At 48.8% G+C, this 19,737-nt stretch carries 17 protein-coding genes; 3 read left to right on the forward strand and 14 right to left on the reverse strand.

The genetic code is table 11. The features are described 5' to 3' along the window. Window positions 1-147: 147 nt before the first annotated feature. The 4 genes from B5E53_RS16210 to B5E53_RS16225 all read right to left on the reverse strand — a co-directional run bounded on the left by B5E53_RS16210 (window position 148) and on the right by B5E53_RS16225 (window position 7,622). Window positions 148-2,403, reverse strand: a complete 2,256-nt coding sequence (locus tag B5E53_RS16210; protein ID WP_087316915.1) for a DNA topoisomerase (ATP-hydrolyzing) — start codon at window positions 2,401-2,403, stop codon at window positions 148-150. Window positions 2,404-2,653: 250 nt separating this feature from the next. Beyond that, window positions 2,654-4,567: a DNA topoisomerase subunit B gene (locus B5E53_RS16215; RefSeq protein WP_087316917.1), complete on the reverse strand. Its 1,914-nt coding sequence runs from the start codon at window positions 4,565-4,567 to the stop codon at window positions 2,654-2,656. Window positions 4,568-4,668: 101 nt separating this feature from the next. Further along, window positions 4,669-6,126, reverse strand: coding sequence for a UDP-N-acetylmuramoyl-tripeptide--D-alanyl-D-alanine ligase (murF, locus tag B5E53_RS16220; RefSeq protein WP_087316919.1), 1,458 nt, complete (start codon window positions 6,124-6,126; stop codon window positions 4,669-4,671). A 206-nt stretch (window positions 6,127-6,332) separates the two neighbouring features. Continuing rightward, window positions 6,333-7,622 (reverse strand): aminotransferase class I/II-fold pyridoxal phosphate-dependent enzyme, encoded by a 1,290-nt coding sequence (locus B5E53_RS16225; RefSeq protein WP_087316921.1) that lies wholly within the window; start codon window positions 7,620-7,622, stop codon window positions 6,333-6,335. Between the two features lie 337 nt (window positions 7,623-7,959). On the opposite strand from B5E53_RS16225, the gene B5E53_RS16230 reads away from it, so the two are divergent. Continuing rightward, on the forward strand, window positions 7,960-8,184 hold the full coding sequence (locus tag B5E53_RS16230; protein WP_087316923.1) for a hypothetical protein: 225 nt from the start codon (window positions 7,960-7,962) through the stop codon (window positions 8,182-8,184). Between the two features lie 878 nt (window positions 8,185-9,062). Here B5E53_RS16230 and B5E53_RS16235 read toward each other — a convergent pair. After that, window positions 9,063-9,362, reverse strand: coding sequence for a hypothetical protein (locus B5E53_RS16235; RefSeq protein WP_087316925.1), 300 nt, complete (start codon window positions 9,360-9,362; stop codon window positions 9,063-9,065). A 91-nt stretch (window positions 9,363-9,453) separates the two neighbouring features. Between B5E53_RS16235 and B5E53_RS16240 the strand changes: the two genes are divergently transcribed. Beyond that, complete coding sequence (locus B5E53_RS16240; RefSeq protein ID WP_087316927.1) at window positions 9,454-10,005, forward strand: hypothetical protein; 552 nt, start codon at window positions 9,454-9,456, stop codon at window positions 10,003-10,005. Here B5E53_RS16240 and B5E53_RS16245 read toward each other — a convergent pair. The 6 genes from B5E53_RS16245 to B5E53_RS16270 are packed head-to-tail and all read right to left on the reverse strand — an operon-like array spanning window position 9,983 to window position 15,131. After that, window positions 9,983-10,498, reverse strand: a complete 516-nt coding sequence (locus B5E53_RS16245; RefSeq protein ID WP_087316929.1) for a hypothetical protein — start codon at window positions 10,496-10,498, stop codon at window positions 9,983-9,985. The two genes, B5E53_RS16240 and B5E53_RS16245, sit on opposite strands and share 23 nt — an antisense overlap. A 20-nt stretch (window positions 10,499-10,518) precedes the next feature. Further along, window positions 10,519-11,808: a hypothetical protein gene (locus B5E53_RS16250; protein WP_087316931.1), complete on the reverse strand. Its 1,290-nt coding sequence runs from the start codon at window positions 11,806-11,808 to the stop codon at window positions 10,519-10,521. Next, the gene (locus B5E53_RS16255) at window positions 11,801-12,481 is read right to left on the reverse strand and encodes a hypothetical protein (RefSeq protein ID WP_087316933.1); all 681 of its coding nucleotides are present in this window, start codon (window positions 12,479-12,481) and stop codon (window positions 11,801-11,803) included. The genes B5E53_RS16250 and B5E53_RS16255 overlap by 8 nt, the downstream gene beginning before the upstream one ends. An 11-nt stretch (window positions 12,482-12,492) precedes the next feature. Beyond that, on the reverse strand, window positions 12,493-13,731 hold the full coding sequence (locus B5E53_RS16260) for a protein kinase (protein WP_087316935.1): 1,239 nt from the start codon (window positions 13,729-13,731) through the stop codon (window positions 12,493-12,495). Next, window positions 13,728-14,666 (reverse strand): protein phosphatase 2C domain-containing protein, encoded by a 939-nt coding sequence (locus B5E53_RS16265; protein ID WP_087316937.1) that lies wholly within the window; start codon window positions 14,664-14,666, stop codon window positions 13,728-13,730. The genes B5E53_RS16260 and B5E53_RS16265 overlap by 4 nt, the downstream gene beginning before the upstream one ends. Before the next feature lie 33 nt (window positions 14,667-14,699). Continuing rightward, complete coding sequence (locus B5E53_RS16270) at window positions 14,700-15,131, reverse strand: thioesterase family protein (RefSeq protein WP_087316939.1); 432 nt, start codon at window positions 15,129-15,131, stop codon at window positions 14,700-14,702. 172 nt (window positions 15,132-15,303) lie between these two features. Here B5E53_RS16270 and B5E53_RS16275 point away from each other — a divergent pair, with 172 nt between their 5' ends. Continuing rightward, window positions 15,304-15,999, forward strand: coding sequence for a hypothetical protein (locus tag B5E53_RS16275; RefSeq protein WP_162611954.1), 696 nt, complete (start codon window positions 15,304-15,306; stop codon window positions 15,997-15,999). Window positions 16,000-16,067: 68 nt separating this feature from the next. On the opposite strand, the gene B5E53_RS16280 is transcribed toward B5E53_RS16275, so the two are convergent. The 3 genes from B5E53_RS16280 to B5E53_RS16290 are packed head-to-tail and all read right to left on the reverse strand — an operon-like array spanning window position 16,068 to window position 19,660. Next, entirely contained in the window at window positions 16,068-17,189 is a 1,122-nt protein-coding gene (locus tag B5E53_RS16280) for a penicillin-binding transpeptidase domain-containing protein (protein WP_162611955.1), read from the reverse strand. Beyond that, a complete protein-coding gene (locus B5E53_RS16285) occupies window positions 17,179-18,819 on the reverse strand; it encodes an FtsW/RodA/SpoVE family cell cycle protein (protein WP_087316945.1) in 1,641 nt (546 codons plus the stop codon). Before B5E53_RS16285 ends, B5E53_RS16280 begins: the two co-directional genes overlap by 11 nt. Beyond that, entirely contained in the window at window positions 18,812-19,660 is an 849-nt protein-coding gene (locus B5E53_RS16290) for an FHA domain-containing protein (RefSeq protein WP_087316948.1), read from the reverse strand. Before B5E53_RS16290 ends, B5E53_RS16285 begins: the two co-directional genes overlap by 8 nt. Between the last annotated feature and the right edge of the window lie 77 nt (window positions 19,661-19,737).

Consider the following 19,737-nt stretch of genomic DNA (forward strand, 5'->3'; position numbering starts at 1 on the left):
ATTAACACCGTTTGAATTTCATGAACGGTTATTAGCCGCATAAAAATATTGCCCGGTACAAACCGGGCAACACAAAAATTTTATTTTTTTCATTGTCTACTTGACGGGTAGCACACCAGGATTCTTTTTTATTACCCTTTTTATTTTCTATCTTCTCACTTTTACTCCCCGGCTGTCTCTGGTCATCTGCCTGATCTTCTGAAAATACAGTTCTTTGTCTTTATACAAGATGGAATCTCCCGACGCCGCCTCAGTCACATAGACCTGCCGCACCTGATCCTCATCTTTCAGGCTCATTCCCCGGATACCGAGAGCATTTTTCTTTTTCTTCGTGATCTCTGAAATCGGAAACCGAAGGAAATACCCCTCCTCGCTCTGCATGACCACAAAGCCTTTCTCCATCTGGTCCGGCGTCAACAGCATAACAGCCGCCAGTTCATCTCCCTCGCTCAGTTTTGTGGCTGCCACTGTTTTTTTCTGAACAAGGAATTCTGTTCCATCCACAATTTTTGACAGCGACGTGCGGGTGACAAAAAGAAGTAGATTTCCCTTCAGCTGCCTGTCCGGTACGATGAACAGAATCTGCTCGTTCCGGCTGTCATAATTACAAAGATTATCCAGAGGCATCCCCTTTTCTCTCAGCCGTCCTCCCGGAATATCCTGTACCTTTACCTGATGCATAATGCCATTTTGAGTGAAAATACAGAGTTTATCCGTATTCATACACGGAAGGATCGTCCGGTACTCCTCTTCCACGGCCTCCTGGTTACGTTCATAAATATTTTTCTCCAGGATCTTACCGTAGCCAAATCGGTCCATGACAAAGACCACTTCCCGTTCTTCCACAGCTTCCTCGATCACCACCGGCGCCTTTGCATTTTCCAGCGCAGTTTTTCTCTCAAACCCATACTCTTTTTTGATTTTCTGCAGATCTTTTTTAATGACCTTTTTCATGGCCTCCGGATTGCTGAGAATCTCCTCATACTCCTGAATCCGTTTCAAAATCTCCGCATATTCTTCCTGCAGCGCCAGAATCTCCAGTCCGATCAGACGATACAGCCGCATTTCCAGTATCGCCGCAGCCTGCCGCTCTGTAAAAGAAAGCTTCGACGCAGCTTTTTTGGATTTCTGTGTCCGGAACGTAATCTTTCCGGTATCGCCGGTCATGAGACAGGCCTTTGCCTCCGCCAGATTCTTGCTTCCCCGCAGAATCTCGATGATCAGATCGATGATATCACAGGCCTGGATCAGACCTTCCTTAATCTCCTTCTGCACCATCTCTTTTTCCAGAAGAGTTTTATATTTTCTGGACACCACTTCATAGTGGAAATCGGTGTGCAGGCGAATGATATCTTTAAGCCCCAGCAGCTCCGGCCGGCCGTCGGCAATCGCCAGCATGTTGACGCCGAAAGTATCTTCCAGGCGGGTCTTCTTGTACAGAAGATTTTTGAGCCGGTCCACATCGGCGTTCTTTTTAAGCTCCAGCACAATACGGATGCCTTCTTTGGAGGACTCGTTGGATACGTCAACGATATCCGTAGTCTTCTTGCTTTCAATGAGTCCCACCACATCAGCGATGAACTTTCCGATATTAGCCCCGATCATGGTATACGGAATCTCCGTGATCACCAGACGATCTCTCTCCGAGCGCTTCTTCGCTTTCTCCAGAACCACTTTTCCCCGAAGCTTGATCTTGCCGCTGCCGCTCTCATAAATAGAAAGCAGATCTTTCTGGTTGACCACCAGGCCGCCGGTCGGGAAATCCGGTCCTTTTATGTACTCCATCAGCTCCTCTGTGGTGATATCCGGGTTATCCATATAGGCCGTCACCCCGTCAATCACCTCTGACAGATTATGAGGAGGAATGTTGGTCGTCATACCCACGGCGATACCCTCAGCGCCATTGATGAGAAGGTTCGGGATCCGCACCGGCAGCACTTCCGGCTCTTTTTCCGTCTCATCGAAGTTCGGATGAAAATCCACCACATTTTTATCGAGGTCCGCCAGATATACATCCTGGGTAAACTTCTGCAGTTTCGCCTCCGTGTAACGCATGGCCGCCGCACCGTCTCCCTCGATGGAACCAAAGTTTCCATGGCCGTCCACCAGAGGCATCCCCTTCTTAAACTCCTGTTCCATGACTACCAGAGCCTCATAGATGGAGCTGTCTCCATGAGGGTGATATTTACCCATGGTATCACCTACGATTCTCGCGGACTTTCTGTGCGGCTTATCCGCATTGAGGCCCAGCTCCTGCATGGCATAGAGCACTCTCCTCTGCACGGGCTTTAAGCCGTCCCTCACATCCGGCAGCGCTCTCTGGCAGATGACACTCATGGCATAATCGATATATGACTTCTGCATGACGTCAGAAAACTCTGTTTTTATAATCCGTTCCGACATAAGTTCCTCCGTTCTGTTAAATTTATTCTGTCCTGATTTATAAATATCTTCACAATATACAAAATTCTGCTTTACAGATTATGAATCCATCACAGTATCTGCTCAGATCAGTGAGAAATCTAAAAGTAGCCGTATAAGTAGCTATGCAGCCGATTTGAGCAGAAATATTTGATCATAATCCGGATAATGCAAATCCGTCTGTTCAGGTACATCCGGATGATTTCAAAATCTGCGGATTCAATTCGACAAATTACACATCTAAATCCGCATCCTGCGCGTGATTATGAATGAATTCTCTCCGAGGCGGCACCTCGCTGCCCATGAGCATGGAGGTGACGGCGGAGGCCATTCGTCCGTCCTCGATCTCCACCTGCTTCAGGACACGGGTTTCCGGGTTCAGCGTGGTCTCCCAGAGCTGTTCCGCGTCCATCTCACCCAGACCTTTGTATCTTTGCAGAGTGAATGGCCCTTTGTGGGTCTTCCGGTATTTCTCCAGTGCCTTATCGTCGTAAAGATATTCTTCCCTGCCTCTCTTCGGCACCGCCTTGTAAAGGGGCGGCGTTGCCAGATATACATGTCCGTGATGGATGAGATCCGGCATAAAACGATAGAAGAAAGTAAGCAGAAGCGTGGCGATATGGGCGCCGTCCACATCGGCATCGGTCATGATGATGATTTTATCATAACGCAGTTTGCTGATATCAAAGTCATTTCCGTACCCTTCCGAGAAACCACAGCCGAAGGTGTGAATCATGGTCTTGATCTCAGCGTTGGCCAGAACCTTGTCCATGGACGCCTTCTCCACATTCAGGATCTTGCCCCGGATCGGCAGAATTGCCTGAGTACGGCGGTTTCTGGCCGTCTTGGCGGAGCCGCCGGCGGAGTCTCCCTCCACGATGAAGACTTCGCATTCTTCCGGTTTCCGGCTCTCACAATTGGCAAGCTTTCCGTTGGTATCGATAGAAAACTTGGATTTGGTGATGAGGTTGGTCCGCGCCTTTTCTTCCGCCTTCCGGATCTTGGCAGATTTTTCCGCGCAGGCCAGTACCTTTTTCAGCTCTTCCAGATTCCGGTCAAAGTAAAGTACCAGCTCCTCGCCCACCACGTCGTTGACCGCTTTTCCCGCATCCGGATTATCCAGCTTTGTCTTGGTCTGTCCTTCGAATCTCGGATCTTTATGTTTGATGGACAAAACCGCCGTCAGGCCATTCCGCACATCAGCGCCGGTGAAATTCGGATCCTTGTCTTTTAAGATTCCCAGCTCTCTGGCGTACTGATTCATGACGGAAGTAAACTTCGTCTTGAAGCCGGTGATGTGGGTGCCGCCTTCCATGGTGCAGATGTTATTACAGAAGCCGAGTATCATTTCCTGAAATTCATCCACATACTGGAACGCCACTTCCACCTCAATGTCGTCCACCTTCTTTTTGAAATAAACAATTTCACTGACCAGAGGTTTTCCCTGATTTAAGTCCTTCACATAAGCTTTGAGTCCGTCTTCCTCATGGTAGACAACGGTCTCCTCCTCGCCGGGACGGCGGTTCTCAAAGGTGATGGAAAGGCCCGGATTCAGATACGCTGTTTCATGAAGGCGGCTCTTGATGGCCTCCGCCTTGAAATACGTTTTATCAAATATTTCCCCGTCCGGCAGAAATGTGACGGTGGTTCCCGTATCGTCTTTTTTACATTTTCCGATCACTTCCAGCGGCGCCACCGGTTTGCCTTTTTCATACATCTGCTGATAAATCTTTCCTTCAGAGCGCACTTTGACCTCCAGCCAGACCGAAAGGGCATTGACCACCGAAGCGCCAACGCCGTGCAGACCGCCGGAAATCTTATAGCCGCCGGTGCCGAACTTTCCTCCGGCGTGAAGCATCGTAAAAACCACTTCCACCGCCGGCAGGCCGGTCTGTTCATTGATGCCCACCGGAATTCCCCGGCCGTCATCGGAAATCGTCGCTGTGCCGTCCTCATCGAGAATCACCTGGATGTTATGACAATATCCCGCCAGATGCTCGTCCACGGAATTATCCACAATCTCATAAATCAAATGATTCAGTCCCTTCGTGGACACACTTCCTATGTACATTCCCGGACGCTTACGGACGGCCTCCAGCCCCTCAAGAACCGATATACTGTTCGCATTATATGTCTTCTGATTCATGAAAAAACCTCTTCTTCCTGCTATGATTATTTATGGTTGCTTATATTTGGCTTTCCGGCCTCCGGAAAACAATCCTGTGCGTTTTCCGGCGCACAAAACCGCTATCCGATCACTGCTTTTGCCACTTCGGAAAGCTTCATGCCGTTGGAAGCCTTCAACAGAAGCACGTCCTCCGGCTGAAGTATTTTCAGCAGATAGGCAGTCATGGCTTCCCGGTCCTCCACCTGTGTCAGACGCAGGGACCTCTGCCCGGCCGCGCGGCCATCTTCTTCTTTTCCGGCACAATGGCCCTGATTCTTTTCTGCTGCGTCTTTCGCTCCCCGCAGCAATTCTCTGGATAATTCTCCAAACACCACCAGCTCATCAATATCCTGGGACGCAAGATACCTGCCCACTTCATAGTGATATTTCCGCTCATCTTCGCCTAACTCCAGCATATCGGAAAGGGCAGCGATCTTGCGCCCTTTTACATTTTCCATGGAAGAAAGCACATGAATGGACGCCCGCATGGAATCCGGGCTGGCGTTATAGGTATCGTCGATGACCGTACACCGGTCGCAGTGAACGAACTGTAGCCTCTGTCCATGAAATTCCCGCAGCTTCTCCGCTGCCTTCTCCACATCCACGCCCATCTGATGGGCTACGCCCAGAGCCACCAGCGCATTTCTTACATTGTGCTCGCCCATGGTATTCAGCAGCACAGGCTGACGCAGGTCTCCCGCGCAAAACGTAAAGGAAATCTGTCCGTCACCGTTCCTGATATCCTCCGCCCGGTAATCACAGTCCTGGCTCATGCCGTAAAAATATGTCTTCTGCCGCAATTTTCCCCGGTAAGGAGTGAGAAACGGGTCATCTCCGTTCAGGAACACCATACCGTCTTCCGGCACTCCTTTGACAATATCCATTTTTTCCAGACAAATGTTCTCCTGGGACTTCAGCTGAGCGATATGACTCACCCCGATCATGGTGACCACGGCAATGTCCGGCCGGATCATCTTGGTCAGCGTCTCAATCTGTCCCCGCTCACTCATGCCGATCTCCAGCACCGCCGCCTCGTCTTCTTTCGTCATATGGGATAAAGTCAGCGGCACGCCGATCTGGCTGTTCTGATTGCCCAGAGTCTGAAACACCTTTTTTCCGGCAGAAAGAGCTGTCGCGATCATCTCTCTCGTGGTGGTCTTACCCACGCTTCCCGTGACAGCTACCACCGGCAGAGAAAGGCGGTTCCTGTAAAATGTTCCCACCTGCTGCATGGCTCTTACCGTATCCTTCACATAAATCCACGGTTTCACCGCACCGGTCTCCTCCGCAATCTTCTCCCATGGCTTCTCCTGATCCGCCGGAGAATGCTCCGAAGTAAATGTTGCGCCGTTCAGCGTCAGCGCTCCCGCGATAAAGCGGTGGGCGTCCACCCTCTCCCCGATGATCGGCACAAAAATGCTGTCTTCATTTCCCTCTCTGGAATCAATGGAAAACTCACGGATCTCTTTCTTTTCATCCCCGCACAGCAAAACGCCTCCGGTTGCCTCCACAATATCTTTGATTGTAACATTCTCCATAATCTATTTCCTTTCCTGCCCGGGCGCAGTTCTTATCCTGAGTCACTCTTCTTCCGGACACATTCCCATCCCGGGCTTATCGCACAAAAAGGATAAATACAAATGATTCTTTGCTCATCATCTGTATTTATCCTCTCATTTCATGAGATTACTGTTATCGCTTGACTATGATATCTTACAGCAATCTCGCCTTTGTTTCAAGTTTTTTATGCTTCCAGTAATTTTTCCACTGTCACCAGTTTTACACAGGTCACAAATAACTGCATTGCCTCTTTCAGCTCTTCCATCGGAGGCATGGTCGGTGCAATACGGATGTTGGAGTCTTTCGGATCCTTTCCGTAAGGGAAAGCGGCACCGGCTCCTGTCAGCACAAGACCTGCTTCTTTACATTTTGCCACGATCTTCTTCGCACAGCCTTCCATGGCATCAAAGGAAACAAAGTATCCTCCCAGCGGATGGCTCCACTGTGCAATCTGCAGTTCACTCAGTTCTTCATCAAGAGTCTTCAGCACTTCTTCAAATTTCGGACGAACAATGGCCGCATGTTTCTTCATGTGTTCTCTTAATCCATCGGCGTCCCCAAAGAATCGCACATGGCGAAGCTGATTGATCTTGTCCGGTCCGATGGTTGACCACTGCACTTTGGACTTGATATCCGCGATATTGGCCACAGAAGAGGACATAGCCGCGATACCAGCTCCCGCAAAAGTCACCTTGGAAGTGGAACAGAACTGGTATACCATATCAGGATTGCCGGCTTTCTCACACTCATCAAGAATGTTGAGGATCTTGCACTGTTTCTCCTCCTCATCAAATAAGTGGTGAACACAATAAGCGTTATCCCAGTAAATTCTGAAATCTTTGGCCGCCGGTTTCAGGGCTGCCATTCTCTTTACAGTCTCCTCAGAATATACGCTTCCGGTCGGGTTCGCATAGACCGGTACGCACCAGATACCCTTTACCGCAGGATCATTATTCACATACTCTTCCACCATATCCATGTCCGGGCCATCCTCAAGAACCGGTACATTGATCATCTCAATGCCAAACTGTTCTGTCACGCCGAAATGTCTGTCATATCCCGGTACCGGACATAAGAATTTCACCTTATCAAGCTTTGACCATGGAGTGCTTCCCATAACGCCGAACAGCACAGAACGTGCCACACAGTCATACATGATATTCAGGCTGGAATTTCCCCATACAATGACCTGGGAAGGATCAGCGCCCATCAGGTCTCCCATCAGCTTCTTCGCTTCAGGAATACCATCCACCAGACCATAATTTCTCACATCAGTTCCATCTTCCGCATGCATATCAGAACTGCTGTTGATCACATCCAGCATCGGCATAGACAGATCCAGCTGTTCCTTGCTTGGTTTTCCTCTGGAAATATCCAGCTTCATCCCTTTATCTTTTTCACTCTGATACACTGCCTGCAGCTCTTTCTGCAGGTCCAGCAGTTCTTTTCTTGTAAGCTCTTTATATGGTTTCATCCTGATACCTCCTGTATTTTTCAAATATATCTGTTTCTATTTTTTATACTCTGCAAAACGGTCCGCACACCGGCTCTTCTGCCTCCTGCAGCGCCCTCTCGGCGCGGACTTTCAAGCACTTTCCCTATTGTATGCCATCTCTGAATAAAATACAACCCATTTCTTCATTTTTTTGCCAGAAAAAACGAAATCCTTTTTCAAATTTACCGAATCTGAATTATTTCTCAGCTTATCCTTCTATATCCAGGTACGCCACCGGCAGACCGCATATTTTTTGGAAACATTTCCTGTGCCAGGCATAATATAAACTGTAAATAAACCTTGGAGGTAACACAATATGAGTGATTTAGCTGCTACAAACTGCCAGAACAGAGGAAACGGATGCGACGGAGGCTTCGGCAACTGCCTGCTCCCTATCTTATTACTTTGCTGCTGCGGCAACGGAAACGGATTCGGCGGCGACGGAAACTGCTGCGATATCATCTGGCTGCTTCTCATCCTCTCCTGCTGCGGATGCGGCAATGGATTCGGCTTCGGAGGAAACAGCTGCTGCTGTGGCTGACCGGGGCATAACTCCATCAGTAAAACAACCACAATAAACGGTTAGTTTTTCATCTCAAAACTGACTGGTTCATGATTTTATGAACGCATAGATTGACATAGGGGATTTTCCGGACTGGAAAATCCCCTGCTGTGTGTTTTCGGATATGACATTGCTCTGTCACACCGGACCCCAAAATTATAATACGCTTTCCATTTGCATTTTTATCTGTAAATGTTCAATGATCCGAAAAATTTTTTCTGTTGAATCGGATATATCCTGCTGCAGTTTTGAAATAGATGTTCAATACAGATTTGCCGGAATTTGCGTTCTCTTCTTTTTGGTAATGACATCAACTGCATAAAACATCTCCTCTTGCCACACAAAAATGTTGACTTTCCTCTGCCTTCTGCTAAAATAAAAGTAACAAATCATGCAGCCGGAAGATAGATAAAGCCTATCCGTCCCGGCGTGTTAATTCAATTTGATTTATAGTAAATAAGTCGCCATGAATCCGTGCCAAGGGACAGGGCGGCTTACTTACTTTTCAGATTGAGAATCGCAACAATCAAAAGACCTATCGTCAATATGACCATGAATTCCTCATATGTACTCATAAGCATCATCCTCCTGTAAAAGCTCAGGACAGATGGCAAGCACGCCCTCCGGCTGCATCAAGAAATCCTGAAGATTTCTCTATTACAGTTTATCATAGTGTTCATTATTATTCTACTTATTTTTCTATTTTATCCATTTTTTTACATTTTCAGAAAACAACACCGCCATCCCGAAAGACAGCGGTGCGATCATAATTTCTATATGAAAATATCAAGACAGATTGTCAGCAGAATCATCATCTATTACAAACACAATCCATCATCTGCTGCAAATAGGTTCCGTTATCTGCCGCAAAAAGTCTTTCGTCCCCGGCGCTTCGCATGACAGCCCGCCAGTATCAATGCCCCGAAAATAGCACGAGAGCTTCTGCTGCTGCATCTATGGGAACTCCTGCACGGAATATTGCGGCCGCATGAAAAGTTCCCACATCCACAGTCTGCCCTCCTGTCCCCCTCTGCTTTCACTTCCGTCATTCTTCCCCCTCCCGCAGCCTGTCTTTGCTGCGGCTGTGTTTTCATCCTCATGCAGACCGGGTCGATTTCATAGATGGTATTTCCTTCGAGAATCAGATTTTCTTTCATAACTTCTTCTTTCCTTTCATAGGATGGTGTAAAGCAGCCAAAATCATTGCTGCATATATTACTATATGAAGGATATTCCAAGGAGGATATTATGAATTCCAATCTCTCCCGTCAGGAGTCTCCTCTGTCCCGTCTTCTGGAGGATGACACACTGACCATTATAGAAACTGTTCTTCCTTACTGCCGCCCGCATCTGGCCAAAATGCTGGCCGTGCAGATGAAGATTCTGGAAATCCAGAAGATCCTGACCGGTTTTGACGATGAACCCCGCCTGCGGGCCTGCGGGTTCGAGGATTCCTCGGTGGATGTGGAATCTGTGCTGCGGACCCTGCGCAACTCCGTTTCTGAGGAAAAAGCGCAACAGATTGATTCCATCCTGAACTTTATCCGGTTCTCCCGCGTCTATCAGAACTGGCAGGAGACCATGCAGAGTCATCCGGAACTGATGCAGCTTCTGAATCAGAGTCTGTCTTCGGGAAACCGGAGTTCCGGGGAAGCTGTTTCCGAAGAAAAAGGGGCTGGAACCGGGAATCCCCTGTCCGACCCTTCGTTATTTATGATGCTCAGTTCCGCCATGAACCGCGGCGGCAATGTGGATATGAATGAAATGCTTTCCACCCTTATGAAGAAGCAGGGCAACTGACGTCATCTGAAAATGAGTCCAATTTCTCCGGTTCTTCTATCGGCGGCAGATTGGTGATGAGAGACAGCCGTTCCCACAGGGAATCGGCCTGTCTCCGGTATCTGCCCACTTCCATGGTTTCCGCCTTTTCTCCATAAAGTTCTGTGATTTTGATGACAAACTGGTTTCTTTTGATGTGCATGAGTCCCAGCCGTTTCTCTTCTTTTTCTTCCGGATCGCTTAAGACTTCCGCCCGGCCCAGTTCCTCCGCCTGTCCGTCCAGCAAAAGTACGGAGATTCCCACAGGAACCTCTCCTTTGACGATTTCTCCCCGGATCAGAAATTTAAGAAGACTGTTTGGTTCCGGTTCCACTTCCTCAAAATAAAATAAAAAGGCGGCATCTTCGTGGAGCGCACGGACTTTTTTCTTCCACGGCTCCATAGTTTTTTCTTCTTCCGCTTCATACCGTTCTCTTGTCTTTTCTCTGAATGTGCGAATTGCCCGTATCAGCATCTGGCACCTCCCGACATTTTTTATACATTCTTCGCATCATGGGCGCCCCTCTGATAGCCGGTGGCTTCCTCCTGCTGTCTCATGAGACAGCCCAGCTTCTGGCAGGCCTCGCACCGGCTTTCCTCGCCGGCCAGCAGGTAGAATTCCATGCCTTCCTGCTGCCGGGTCTTTAACATGGACAATGCGGCCTGGAAGACCCGGTCATTTTTCAGGCGGCCGTCTGCCAGCGCATACATACGGAAAATGTTACCCTGACCGTGACGCCTCATGATTTCTTCCATGAGGTTGGCGGCGATGATCAGCGCCTCTCCGGCGGAATAATCTTTAATCTCCTGCTCGCACTGACAGCGAAAGCCCGGCGGATAAGAAGCAAATTCTTTCACCGCAATGCTGCCGTTGCCAAAAACAAAGGCCTGCTGCCACTCCCAGCGGGCAAGCTCTGCTTCAGTCTCCAGCTCATCCTGAAGCTGGTAGAGCATCCGGCTCATGATCCTGCAGTCGTCCAGTTCCGTCCGAAGAAGGACGATGGCCGAAAACATTCGTTTTCCTGTTCTCCCTTTGTCGGCGCCGGACTGTTCTGCCAGCATCTGTTCCTGTTCATCCAGCTTTTTCTGTGCTTTCTCAGAAAACTTCTCCCGGGCCTCTCTCGCAAAGCTTTCTTCCATCTCGATACACTGTCTCAGAAGCCTCTCCATAACTGCATAGTCGCAGTCCGGCTGCTCCGCAAACAGCTGCTTCCACTCATCCGGCAGAGCTTTGTAGAACAGCTCGGAATAATCGGCTTCCGTGAACTTCGGCGGCATCTTGACATTTCCCTTGGAGCTTGCCACAAGGATCTTATAAATAAGACGGACATCTGCCCGCCGCTGGGCGTCCGCATCAAAAAGCTCCAGATCTCCAAACAGCCTCTCATCTTCCGGATACCATTCATAGTCCTGCTCAAAGTTGAGAAGCTGAAACTTCTCCGGATGGGTCAGATATACCTGTACGCCTCCCGGCAGCAGTTCCACATAGAAATCGCCGGTCTCAATGAGTCCGGGATGAATTCCTTTCTCAGAAAGCTTCATCAAAATGTGCAGCACTCCGTCGGCAATCCGGTACAGGATCAGACAGTCCACATGATTTTCGTCCATCTGTTTTCTGGTAAACAATCGTTTCAGAGAAATGGCAGACGCAGGCAGCGCCTCCATCTCCCCGGGAAAAATCAAGCCCGGAATCTCTTTAAGCTGCCGGATGACCGGATGTCCCTGGGCAAACAGCTCTTCTTTAGACCCCCGGAGCATTCCCACCGTTTTTCTCTCATCAAGCACCGATCGATACTCCCTTCATCAAATCCTTAAGCGGCTTCACAATATTATCCAAAAACTCCGTGCTCATCGGTTTCAGCAGTTTCTCAATATCAAGAAACATCGGCGAGGCTTCCTCATCCAGCTCGCCGTCCGCCTGCATGAAACAGAACCGGAAATCTTCCTCACTCATTTCCTCTGTCGAGAAAAAGATCACCTGTCCCAGCGGATCATGTACATACTCCTCATAATCATTGCTTCCGTAGGCGTCGGTAAAAACAAAAATCGCCCGGTTTCTTCCCTGAAACGGGAACTTCTTCAGTGACTTTCCGATGGCAGTGTGCACGGATTCTTTTCCGTCGTCTCCGCCGCCGTAAAGCTGCACACCTTTCAGCTTCTTCAAAAACAGGGGAATCTCCCCTGTAAAGTACTCCCCGTTTTCAAAGACTGCCCGCTCGGTCTCCTCACCCTGCTGCTCATTCCGGATGACCGTCAGCCCTACCATGGGGTATACCTCATATTTGGACAGACATTCCAAAAAATGTGCCGCGGCATAGTAGACCGCCGGAAAAATCGTATACATGGACGCCGTTCCGTCCACCACAAAGTCCAGATACAGGGTAAATGCCTGCTCCTTTTCTCTTGTAAACTGCTGTTGTATGTCCAGAGGAATCTCCGGATTCCATCGATCGCTCATGTATGCCTCCTCTATCCTAGTGTCCTGACACGTTTCTTAATCTGCAAAACTTCAATATTCGTCCCCATGTACGAGAAAATGTCTCCCTCGCTCACATGGTCTTTCACTTTTTCCACCACCGGATGGCAGTCCTCATGGAGGATCACTGCCCGGATTTTATCTCCGGTCCGGTAGAAGGACATGATATGTCCGCTCATTTTTCCATTCTGACTGCGCTCCTGTTTCCTGCCAAACTCAATGGGTACAAAACGGTAATTCTTTATATATGGACTGTACTTTACATCTCCCACCTTATAAGAAAAACGAATGGTATCCCCGTTCTCCTTTTCTTTTAAGAGTTCCGGCAGCTCCGGCATACGGCCCGCTGATTTTAAATAATCTTCCATGTCCGCGATAACCTCCCGGATATCGCTGTAACGTTCTTCCTCCCGGGCAATCATCCGCGCGATGATCCGCACCAGCCGCTCGTCAATGCCGGGCATTTCCTTCAGCTCATAGGCGTAATCATCGCCCACCATGTACCGCTGCAGCTCCTCGTTGCCGAAGAAATGATGATGGCCGGTATAAAGGAAATACAGCACCAGCCCGGCGGAATAAATGTCCATCTCCTTCCGGCAGATATAGCTGTTCCAGTAGCGGGGATCGGCGTAACCCGGCGTCCCTTTCTGCTCCCGTCTCGTCATGACAGTCACGTTGGAAGCGTGGAGATGAACCCAGTCAAAGTCGATGATTTTTACAGTGCTGCCGTCCGGCGATGCCAGAATATTTTCCGGTTTCAAATCCCGGTGTACGATGGGATCCTGCCGGTGCATGGACATGTAATGGTCGATTCCGTAAAGGAACTTCAGAGCAATGGTATGGCAGCTTTTCATTTTCTCATTCCAGGTACGGCCGGCAATGCCGTGGCTGCTCACCAGATCCGACAGATCTCTCTCGTTGATATATTCCACCAGAGTGATAAATCTTTTATTTTTCTCATCCAGCATGCCCCCGTAAATCCGGATGACATAGGGAGAATACAGCTGCACCTTGCTCTCTTTTTCCACATAAATCTGCTCCAGATTACTGCAGAACAGCACCTTCACAAAATATTTCTTTCCGGTGCGGATATCACTGGCAATCATGGCCTGCTTATTTCCGGTCCGGTGACTTTCCTTTAACATTTTCAAAGGAATGACTAACTCTTCCCCGGAACGCTCCCTGTCACGGATCCATGTGAACGTTTCCCCCTCCTCAAAATAGTTGATCATCTTTCCTTTCCTCCCGCAAAACGGTGGCGAAGGAGCTTATCCTTAAAACTTCGCTCCTGCTTTTCTTCCGGTATCTCCGTGTAAGAGCAAAACGGAGCCACGGCGTCCTGAAAAGCGTCTCCCAGCTGCAGATCCCGATACAGATCCTCCTGCAGAATCTCCGTCGGCATGGTCTCCTCCCTGACAAAGACGATGGCCGTCTGATTGTCGTCCTCCCCGGAGGCTTTTGCCTGCTCAAACAATTCCGTGAGCATCTGCTGGGATGGTCTCTGCCCACCCACAATCTGCTCGATCTGTGTCATGGAAAGATTGCCGAAGGCGCCGTCAGAGCCCATGAGAATCAGGTCTGCCGCTTCCTGGGGCAGACGGATACAGCAAGGATGCACCTCTCCCCTCTTTCCAAGATATTCGGTGAGCCGGTTCTTATTCTGGTAGAAAAGAGTGGTCCCCTCTTTCGTGGTCCCCTTTTTCACCATCTGACTGGCCACATTCTGGATTTCTCCAAGAAGAGAAAGCTCCCCGTTTTTCATACCGTAAACCGGGCTGTCCCCGCAGTTTGCGATAATCCAGGTATCCCAGAAATGAATAGCCGTGGACAGAGTCGTTCCACCTTTGGCCCCGGTGTCCAGTCCTTTTTTATAAAGCTGCCGGTTGATTTTTTCAAAAATATTTTCCGAAAACTCTGTCAATGCTTCAATCTGCTGATGGAGGGAACAGTCGCGGAAATTCTCTCCCATCATGGTATCTAGAAGTCCCTGGTACCAAAGCTCCAGCGCCGCTTCCGAATAAAACTTGCCGCCGGACAGTCCGCCCATACCGTCAGCCACCACCATGGCACTGATGGATGCCTCCAGATTGATGCGAAGCTCCATCTGACAATAACTGTCCTCATTGACTTCTCTTTTGTTCTTCTCACTTGCGAAATAGAAAGCCACCCGTCGCCCTCCTTTTCTATGTTCCTCTGTCTTTTATGTATCGCTTTCCACTTGATTCTGTTTCATATACTGCCGCACCCTGGCATCCAGCTCCGGTTTCTCTTTTTTCAGAGAAACAATGGTTCCATCTTTTGTAAAGCAGCTCATGGAATACGCCGTGGTACACACAGCATCGTCTTTACAGTTTCTCATCTCATATCCCAGCCCAAGACGAACCCCGTTATACTTCTTCACAAAGACTCCGATTTTCACTTCATCGTCAAAGTTTACAGTTTTTTTGTAGTTCACTGAGATCTCCACAATGGGAGAAATGATTCCGTCTTCTTCCAGTTTCCGGTAATCAATTCCCATTTCTTCAAGGAAACGGATCCTCGCTTCTTCCATCCATTTCACATAATTGGAATGATGGATAATTCCCATCTGATCGGTCTCATGATACTGTGCTCTCCGGATATATGTATACATTCTCTGTCTTCCTTTCCTGCCGTGCTGTTTTCACAGTATTTCTTTGCTTCTTCTTTACTGTTTCTGACAGCACCTTTTTATTCTGATCCCGCCTTTTTCTGCTTTTCCGGAGGTTTGCCATTTTTCACCCTATATGTTACACTGTTTTCATTATGAACAGACGGAGGTTTATATGGTTTCCACAGAATTTACATCCATAACATTCTTTCAAAAGAAAAAGGATATCACCCTGTACCGGGCAGCAGATGAGGCGCATCGCTATATTCTGAAATCTATTATAACAAAAGATGCCGCAGTTAGACAGGCTTTTTGTGATGAATATGAGACGCTGTCTGCTTTGCGGCATCCTTCCATTCCCGTCTACTACTGGCTGCGGGAAGATTATCGTCTCCCCGGTCAGGAAGAAGGGGCTCTCACCCTCTGCATGGAAGATTGTTCCCGTCCGGCTCCGGAAAAACCACTTTCCATCCAAGAATTATGCCGGATTCTGTATCAAACCGCCCGGGTTCTCGCTTATCTGCTGGAACACGGCGTGCTTTACACCGACTTGAATCCTTCCAATCTGATTATCTCCAGATGCCGTGAAGACTATGCAGTGACGCTGGTGGACTACACGTACTGTTATTATTTCCTCCGGAATCCTTATCCGATGTACCAGCTCCGTTTCTCCTATGATGTCTCTCCCAATTTAAAGGGACAGCAGTTTCTCATTCAGGAACTGACCTATCTCCTTTACGACCTCATGGAAGAAAACCACATCGAAGCTCTGCCATCGCTGGTATACCAGCTGCTGGAAACCGGCCGCCATCCTTCGGAAGAACTGTCCCTTTATGATTTCCAGGAGATGCTTCTGCGGTGCGGCGCCTGACCATGCGTCGATGTTCCTCCCGGCTTTCCGCATACGGTTCTCACCCTTCAAATAAAAGTATACGCTCCTCACTCTTCAAATAAGATCTGATACAGGCTTTCCGCCACAGGAGCCAGAGATTTTCCGATCTCTTTTGTCTTCAGATGATTGAGCACCACCACATACTGCGGGTCATCCGCCGGAGCGAAGGTCACAAGCCAGGCATTATTATAGCCGTCTCCCCGCTCCGCTGTTCCTGTCTTGGCGGCAATCTCATAGCCGTCCCCCACCGTTTCCAGGCCGTAAGATTCTCCGGCCTCGGTCATCACTTCCCGGATTCTCTTTGCAATTTTTTTATCCATAGTCTTTGTGAGGACTTCTGCTTTTCCTTCCTGTGTGGTCTTTCCTCTTCCATTTACCACCGACTGTATGAGATATGGTTTTAACATTTCCCCGTCACCGGCGATACTCTGCGCGATCATTGCCATGTGAAGCGGCGTGATCAAAGTCTCCCCCTGACCGAAAGCGGTGGATGCTATGACATTATCCTCATAATCACCCAGGTTAAAGGTTGACGTCAGGGTAGTAAAGTCAAGCTTGATATCCTGACCGATCAGGAAACTGTCCGCCGCTTCCTGCAATGCCTGTCCGCCCATTTCCAGCGCCCGGTCCATAAAATACACGTTGGAGGATTTCACAAACCCTTCCTCAAAGGTCAGGGTTCCGTGGGCGGTGCCTCCATAGTTCCGGATGGTCTGTCCGTTGATTACCAGTTTACCCTCATCCTCCACTTTCTCATCATCGATGCCTGCTTCCAGAATCGCTTTGGATGTGACCAGTTTAAACACCGAACCCGGCACCACCGGATTCTGGTAAGCGTTGGAATAGAAAACGCCTTCCTGTTTATTGATTTCCTCCCAGTCTTCCTCCAGCGCATTGGCGTTAAAAGAAGGAGATGATGCCAACGCCAGGATTTCTCCTGTTTTGGCGTTTAACACTACCGCGGAACCAGTAAAATCTGAAATCAGGTCATAGGCCTTTTTCTGAAGACCGGCATCCAACGTCAGCGACACATCGGCGCCCTTCTTGTCTTCCTCTCTGGAAGCGCTGTGAGTGAGTACCTCGTTCATGGTATTTTCAACGCCGTATGTACCATACTTAATGGACCAGTATCCAACCACATTGGAAAACGCGTAAGGATCACTGTACATTCTTTTGCTTTCCGGCTTTTCGGACGACGCGAGAATGTTTCCCTCTCGATCCAAAATTCTGCCCCGGACGTATTCCTTTTGATACGTGCTTTCCTTTGCCTCCTGCTTCTGTTTGTCGGCCTCCTCGGAGACGCCCGGCAGCAGCGCGGACGTCCGGATGAGGGATATGATCATTAAGATGACGCAGATAAGCGTGGCACTTTGTAAAAACTGCGTTCTCTTTAAAAAACTCTTCTTCATTATCTGTCAGTCCTTTCCATTTTACGTTGCTGGATACGGCGATCATGATACCGACGATCATAAATGTGACCACCAGCGAACTTCCTCCGCTTGAAATAAACGGAAGAGTGATACCGGTCAGAGGACACAGCCCCGTACTGCCGGCGATGATGATCAGCGTCTGATCAAACAGCATAAACACAAATCCCGCGCCCACCGCCTGGTGATACCGGTCTCCTTTTCTTATAAACAGCCGGACACCTTCCAGCCACATCAGAATAAAAATGAAAAAAACAAGAATCGCGAAAATCATACCGCACCGCTGAATCAAGGCCGGATATACCAGATCGCTGGTCTTGACCGGCAGATCGGTCACCGATGAAGTACCGAACCATCCGCCCAGCAAAATAGACTCTCTCGCCTTGAGAAGCTGATACCCGAGACCCAGCGCATCCTTTTCCGGATCCAGCCAGTAAATAAACCGGTTGGCGATCTTATCATAATTAGACAGAAAAAACGAGGACAGTGGATTGGTTCCGAGAAAAGATCCCGCATCGGCCAGCCTGCCAAGCTGTATTCCTGTCACGATCATCAATGCCGCCAGAATTGCCATGACGACAATGGTTTTTATAAAAATTTTTATATCCGGAATAAATAAAAAGACAAAAGTCAGAAATATCAACAGCAGCAAAAGCATGGTTCCAAACTCACTCTGAGCAGCCAGCATGAGAATCTCCAGCACAGTGACACCGTAAAAAACCCGGATTCTCTGTTTTGACGGTCTTTCCGTGGTTCCCAGCAGCGCAGCGGCAATAAATACATAGAGCACTTTCACCAGCTCCGTGGTCTGAATGGACATTCCGCCAATATGAATCCAGTTACGGACATTGCCCACAGCTCTTGACGCGATCAGAGTGACCATGGATAAGCCCAGTGATAAGACGACCAATATCCGGCACATGCGCATTCCGGATATCTGTTTCCATTTGAGATAACATCCGGCCGCCACAAAAGCCGCTGCAAATCCCAGGAGATACTGCAGCTGCAGCCCCGCCGCCGGATTGCCATTTTCCAGTAATTCCGGCTTCTTGATGATCTGTTCCTGTTCCATGATACACTGCAGCATAGTTCCCACTGTGAGAAGAATCAGCGCACAGATCAGAATCTTTTTATTTCCGTGGATCACAGAGGTAAAAAACCAGGAGACCAATGTGATCAGAAATAAAATTCCGATCATATCCCTGTAGATACTTCCGGCCCCCTTGGCATGGACCACAATAAATGCCGCAATCTGAAAAAGAATGACAGCCAGCACCGGACTGTTTTTAAAAGAATAAAAGGCTCTCTGCAGTTCCCATACAAAACGTTCCGTGGAAAATGCTTTCTTTTTATTTTCCGCCCTGCTATTCATAATATCTCTCTCCTGCTCCCTGATAAAGATGTGTATGTCCGCTTCTGCTCATGCTCATCTCCACTCTGAATTCCACATTTCCAATATAAAAGGTACTCTGGTCAGCCAGCACCACATGGTCTGTGACCGCGCCGCCCGCAAAAATCTTATTGGCAGTTCCCACATCTTCCAGAATAAATGTTCCGTTCTGCTCTACGATACGGCAATGTTTTCTCGCCACACAAAGATCATCCAGCACCAGCATATTCTCCTCGCTGCGCCCGATGGTAAACGGCAGCTTCGTCACCCGGACCCGGGCGGCCGGCCGGTGCCCTTCATCCAGCTGCACAAGAGTAATCCCCGTATTTTTGTACTGATCCATGGAAATGATCTTCTCTCTGGAGGTCGTGCTCCTCCGTCCGGAATGCTGCATTTCTCCTCTCATGCCGCCATCCCGGTGCCTGCCATCCTCACATCGGTTTTCATCCGCTGCGTTCCAGCTTTCTTCCCGGTTCCAGTCGTCTTCCTGGTCACTGTCATTGTCCGCATCCCAGTCGTTCTCCCGGTTCCAGTTATCCTGACGGTTCCAGCGGTCTTCTTCCCACTCTTCTTCGTCATCATAGAGAAGTTCCTTTTTATTTTTCTTTCGTTCTTTTTTATCCCGGAGCCGCTCTTCTTTCTCCTGCCGGCGTTCTTCTTTTTCCAGGGCCCTCTCTTCTTTTTTCTGCTGACGGAGCGCCCACTCATCCACGAACTGTTCGCCTTCTTCAGAAGCCTCCTTCAGCGTCTTATTGGAACGAATCAATATGAAAATAATGCATCCTATGAGCACAACGATGCCTATCTGCGATAAAATCGACATAAAAAAATCAGCTCCTGTTCTACTTATGTTAACAGGAGCATATCATAGTTCATTTTTTAATTCAAACGTTCTTTTTC

Source organism: Eubacterium sp. An11 (assembly GCF_002161065.1).
In the GTDB taxonomy this organism is placed as follows: domain Bacteria; phylum Bacillota; class Clostridia; order Lachnospirales; family Lachnospiraceae; genus Anaerobutyricum; species Anaerobutyricum faecale.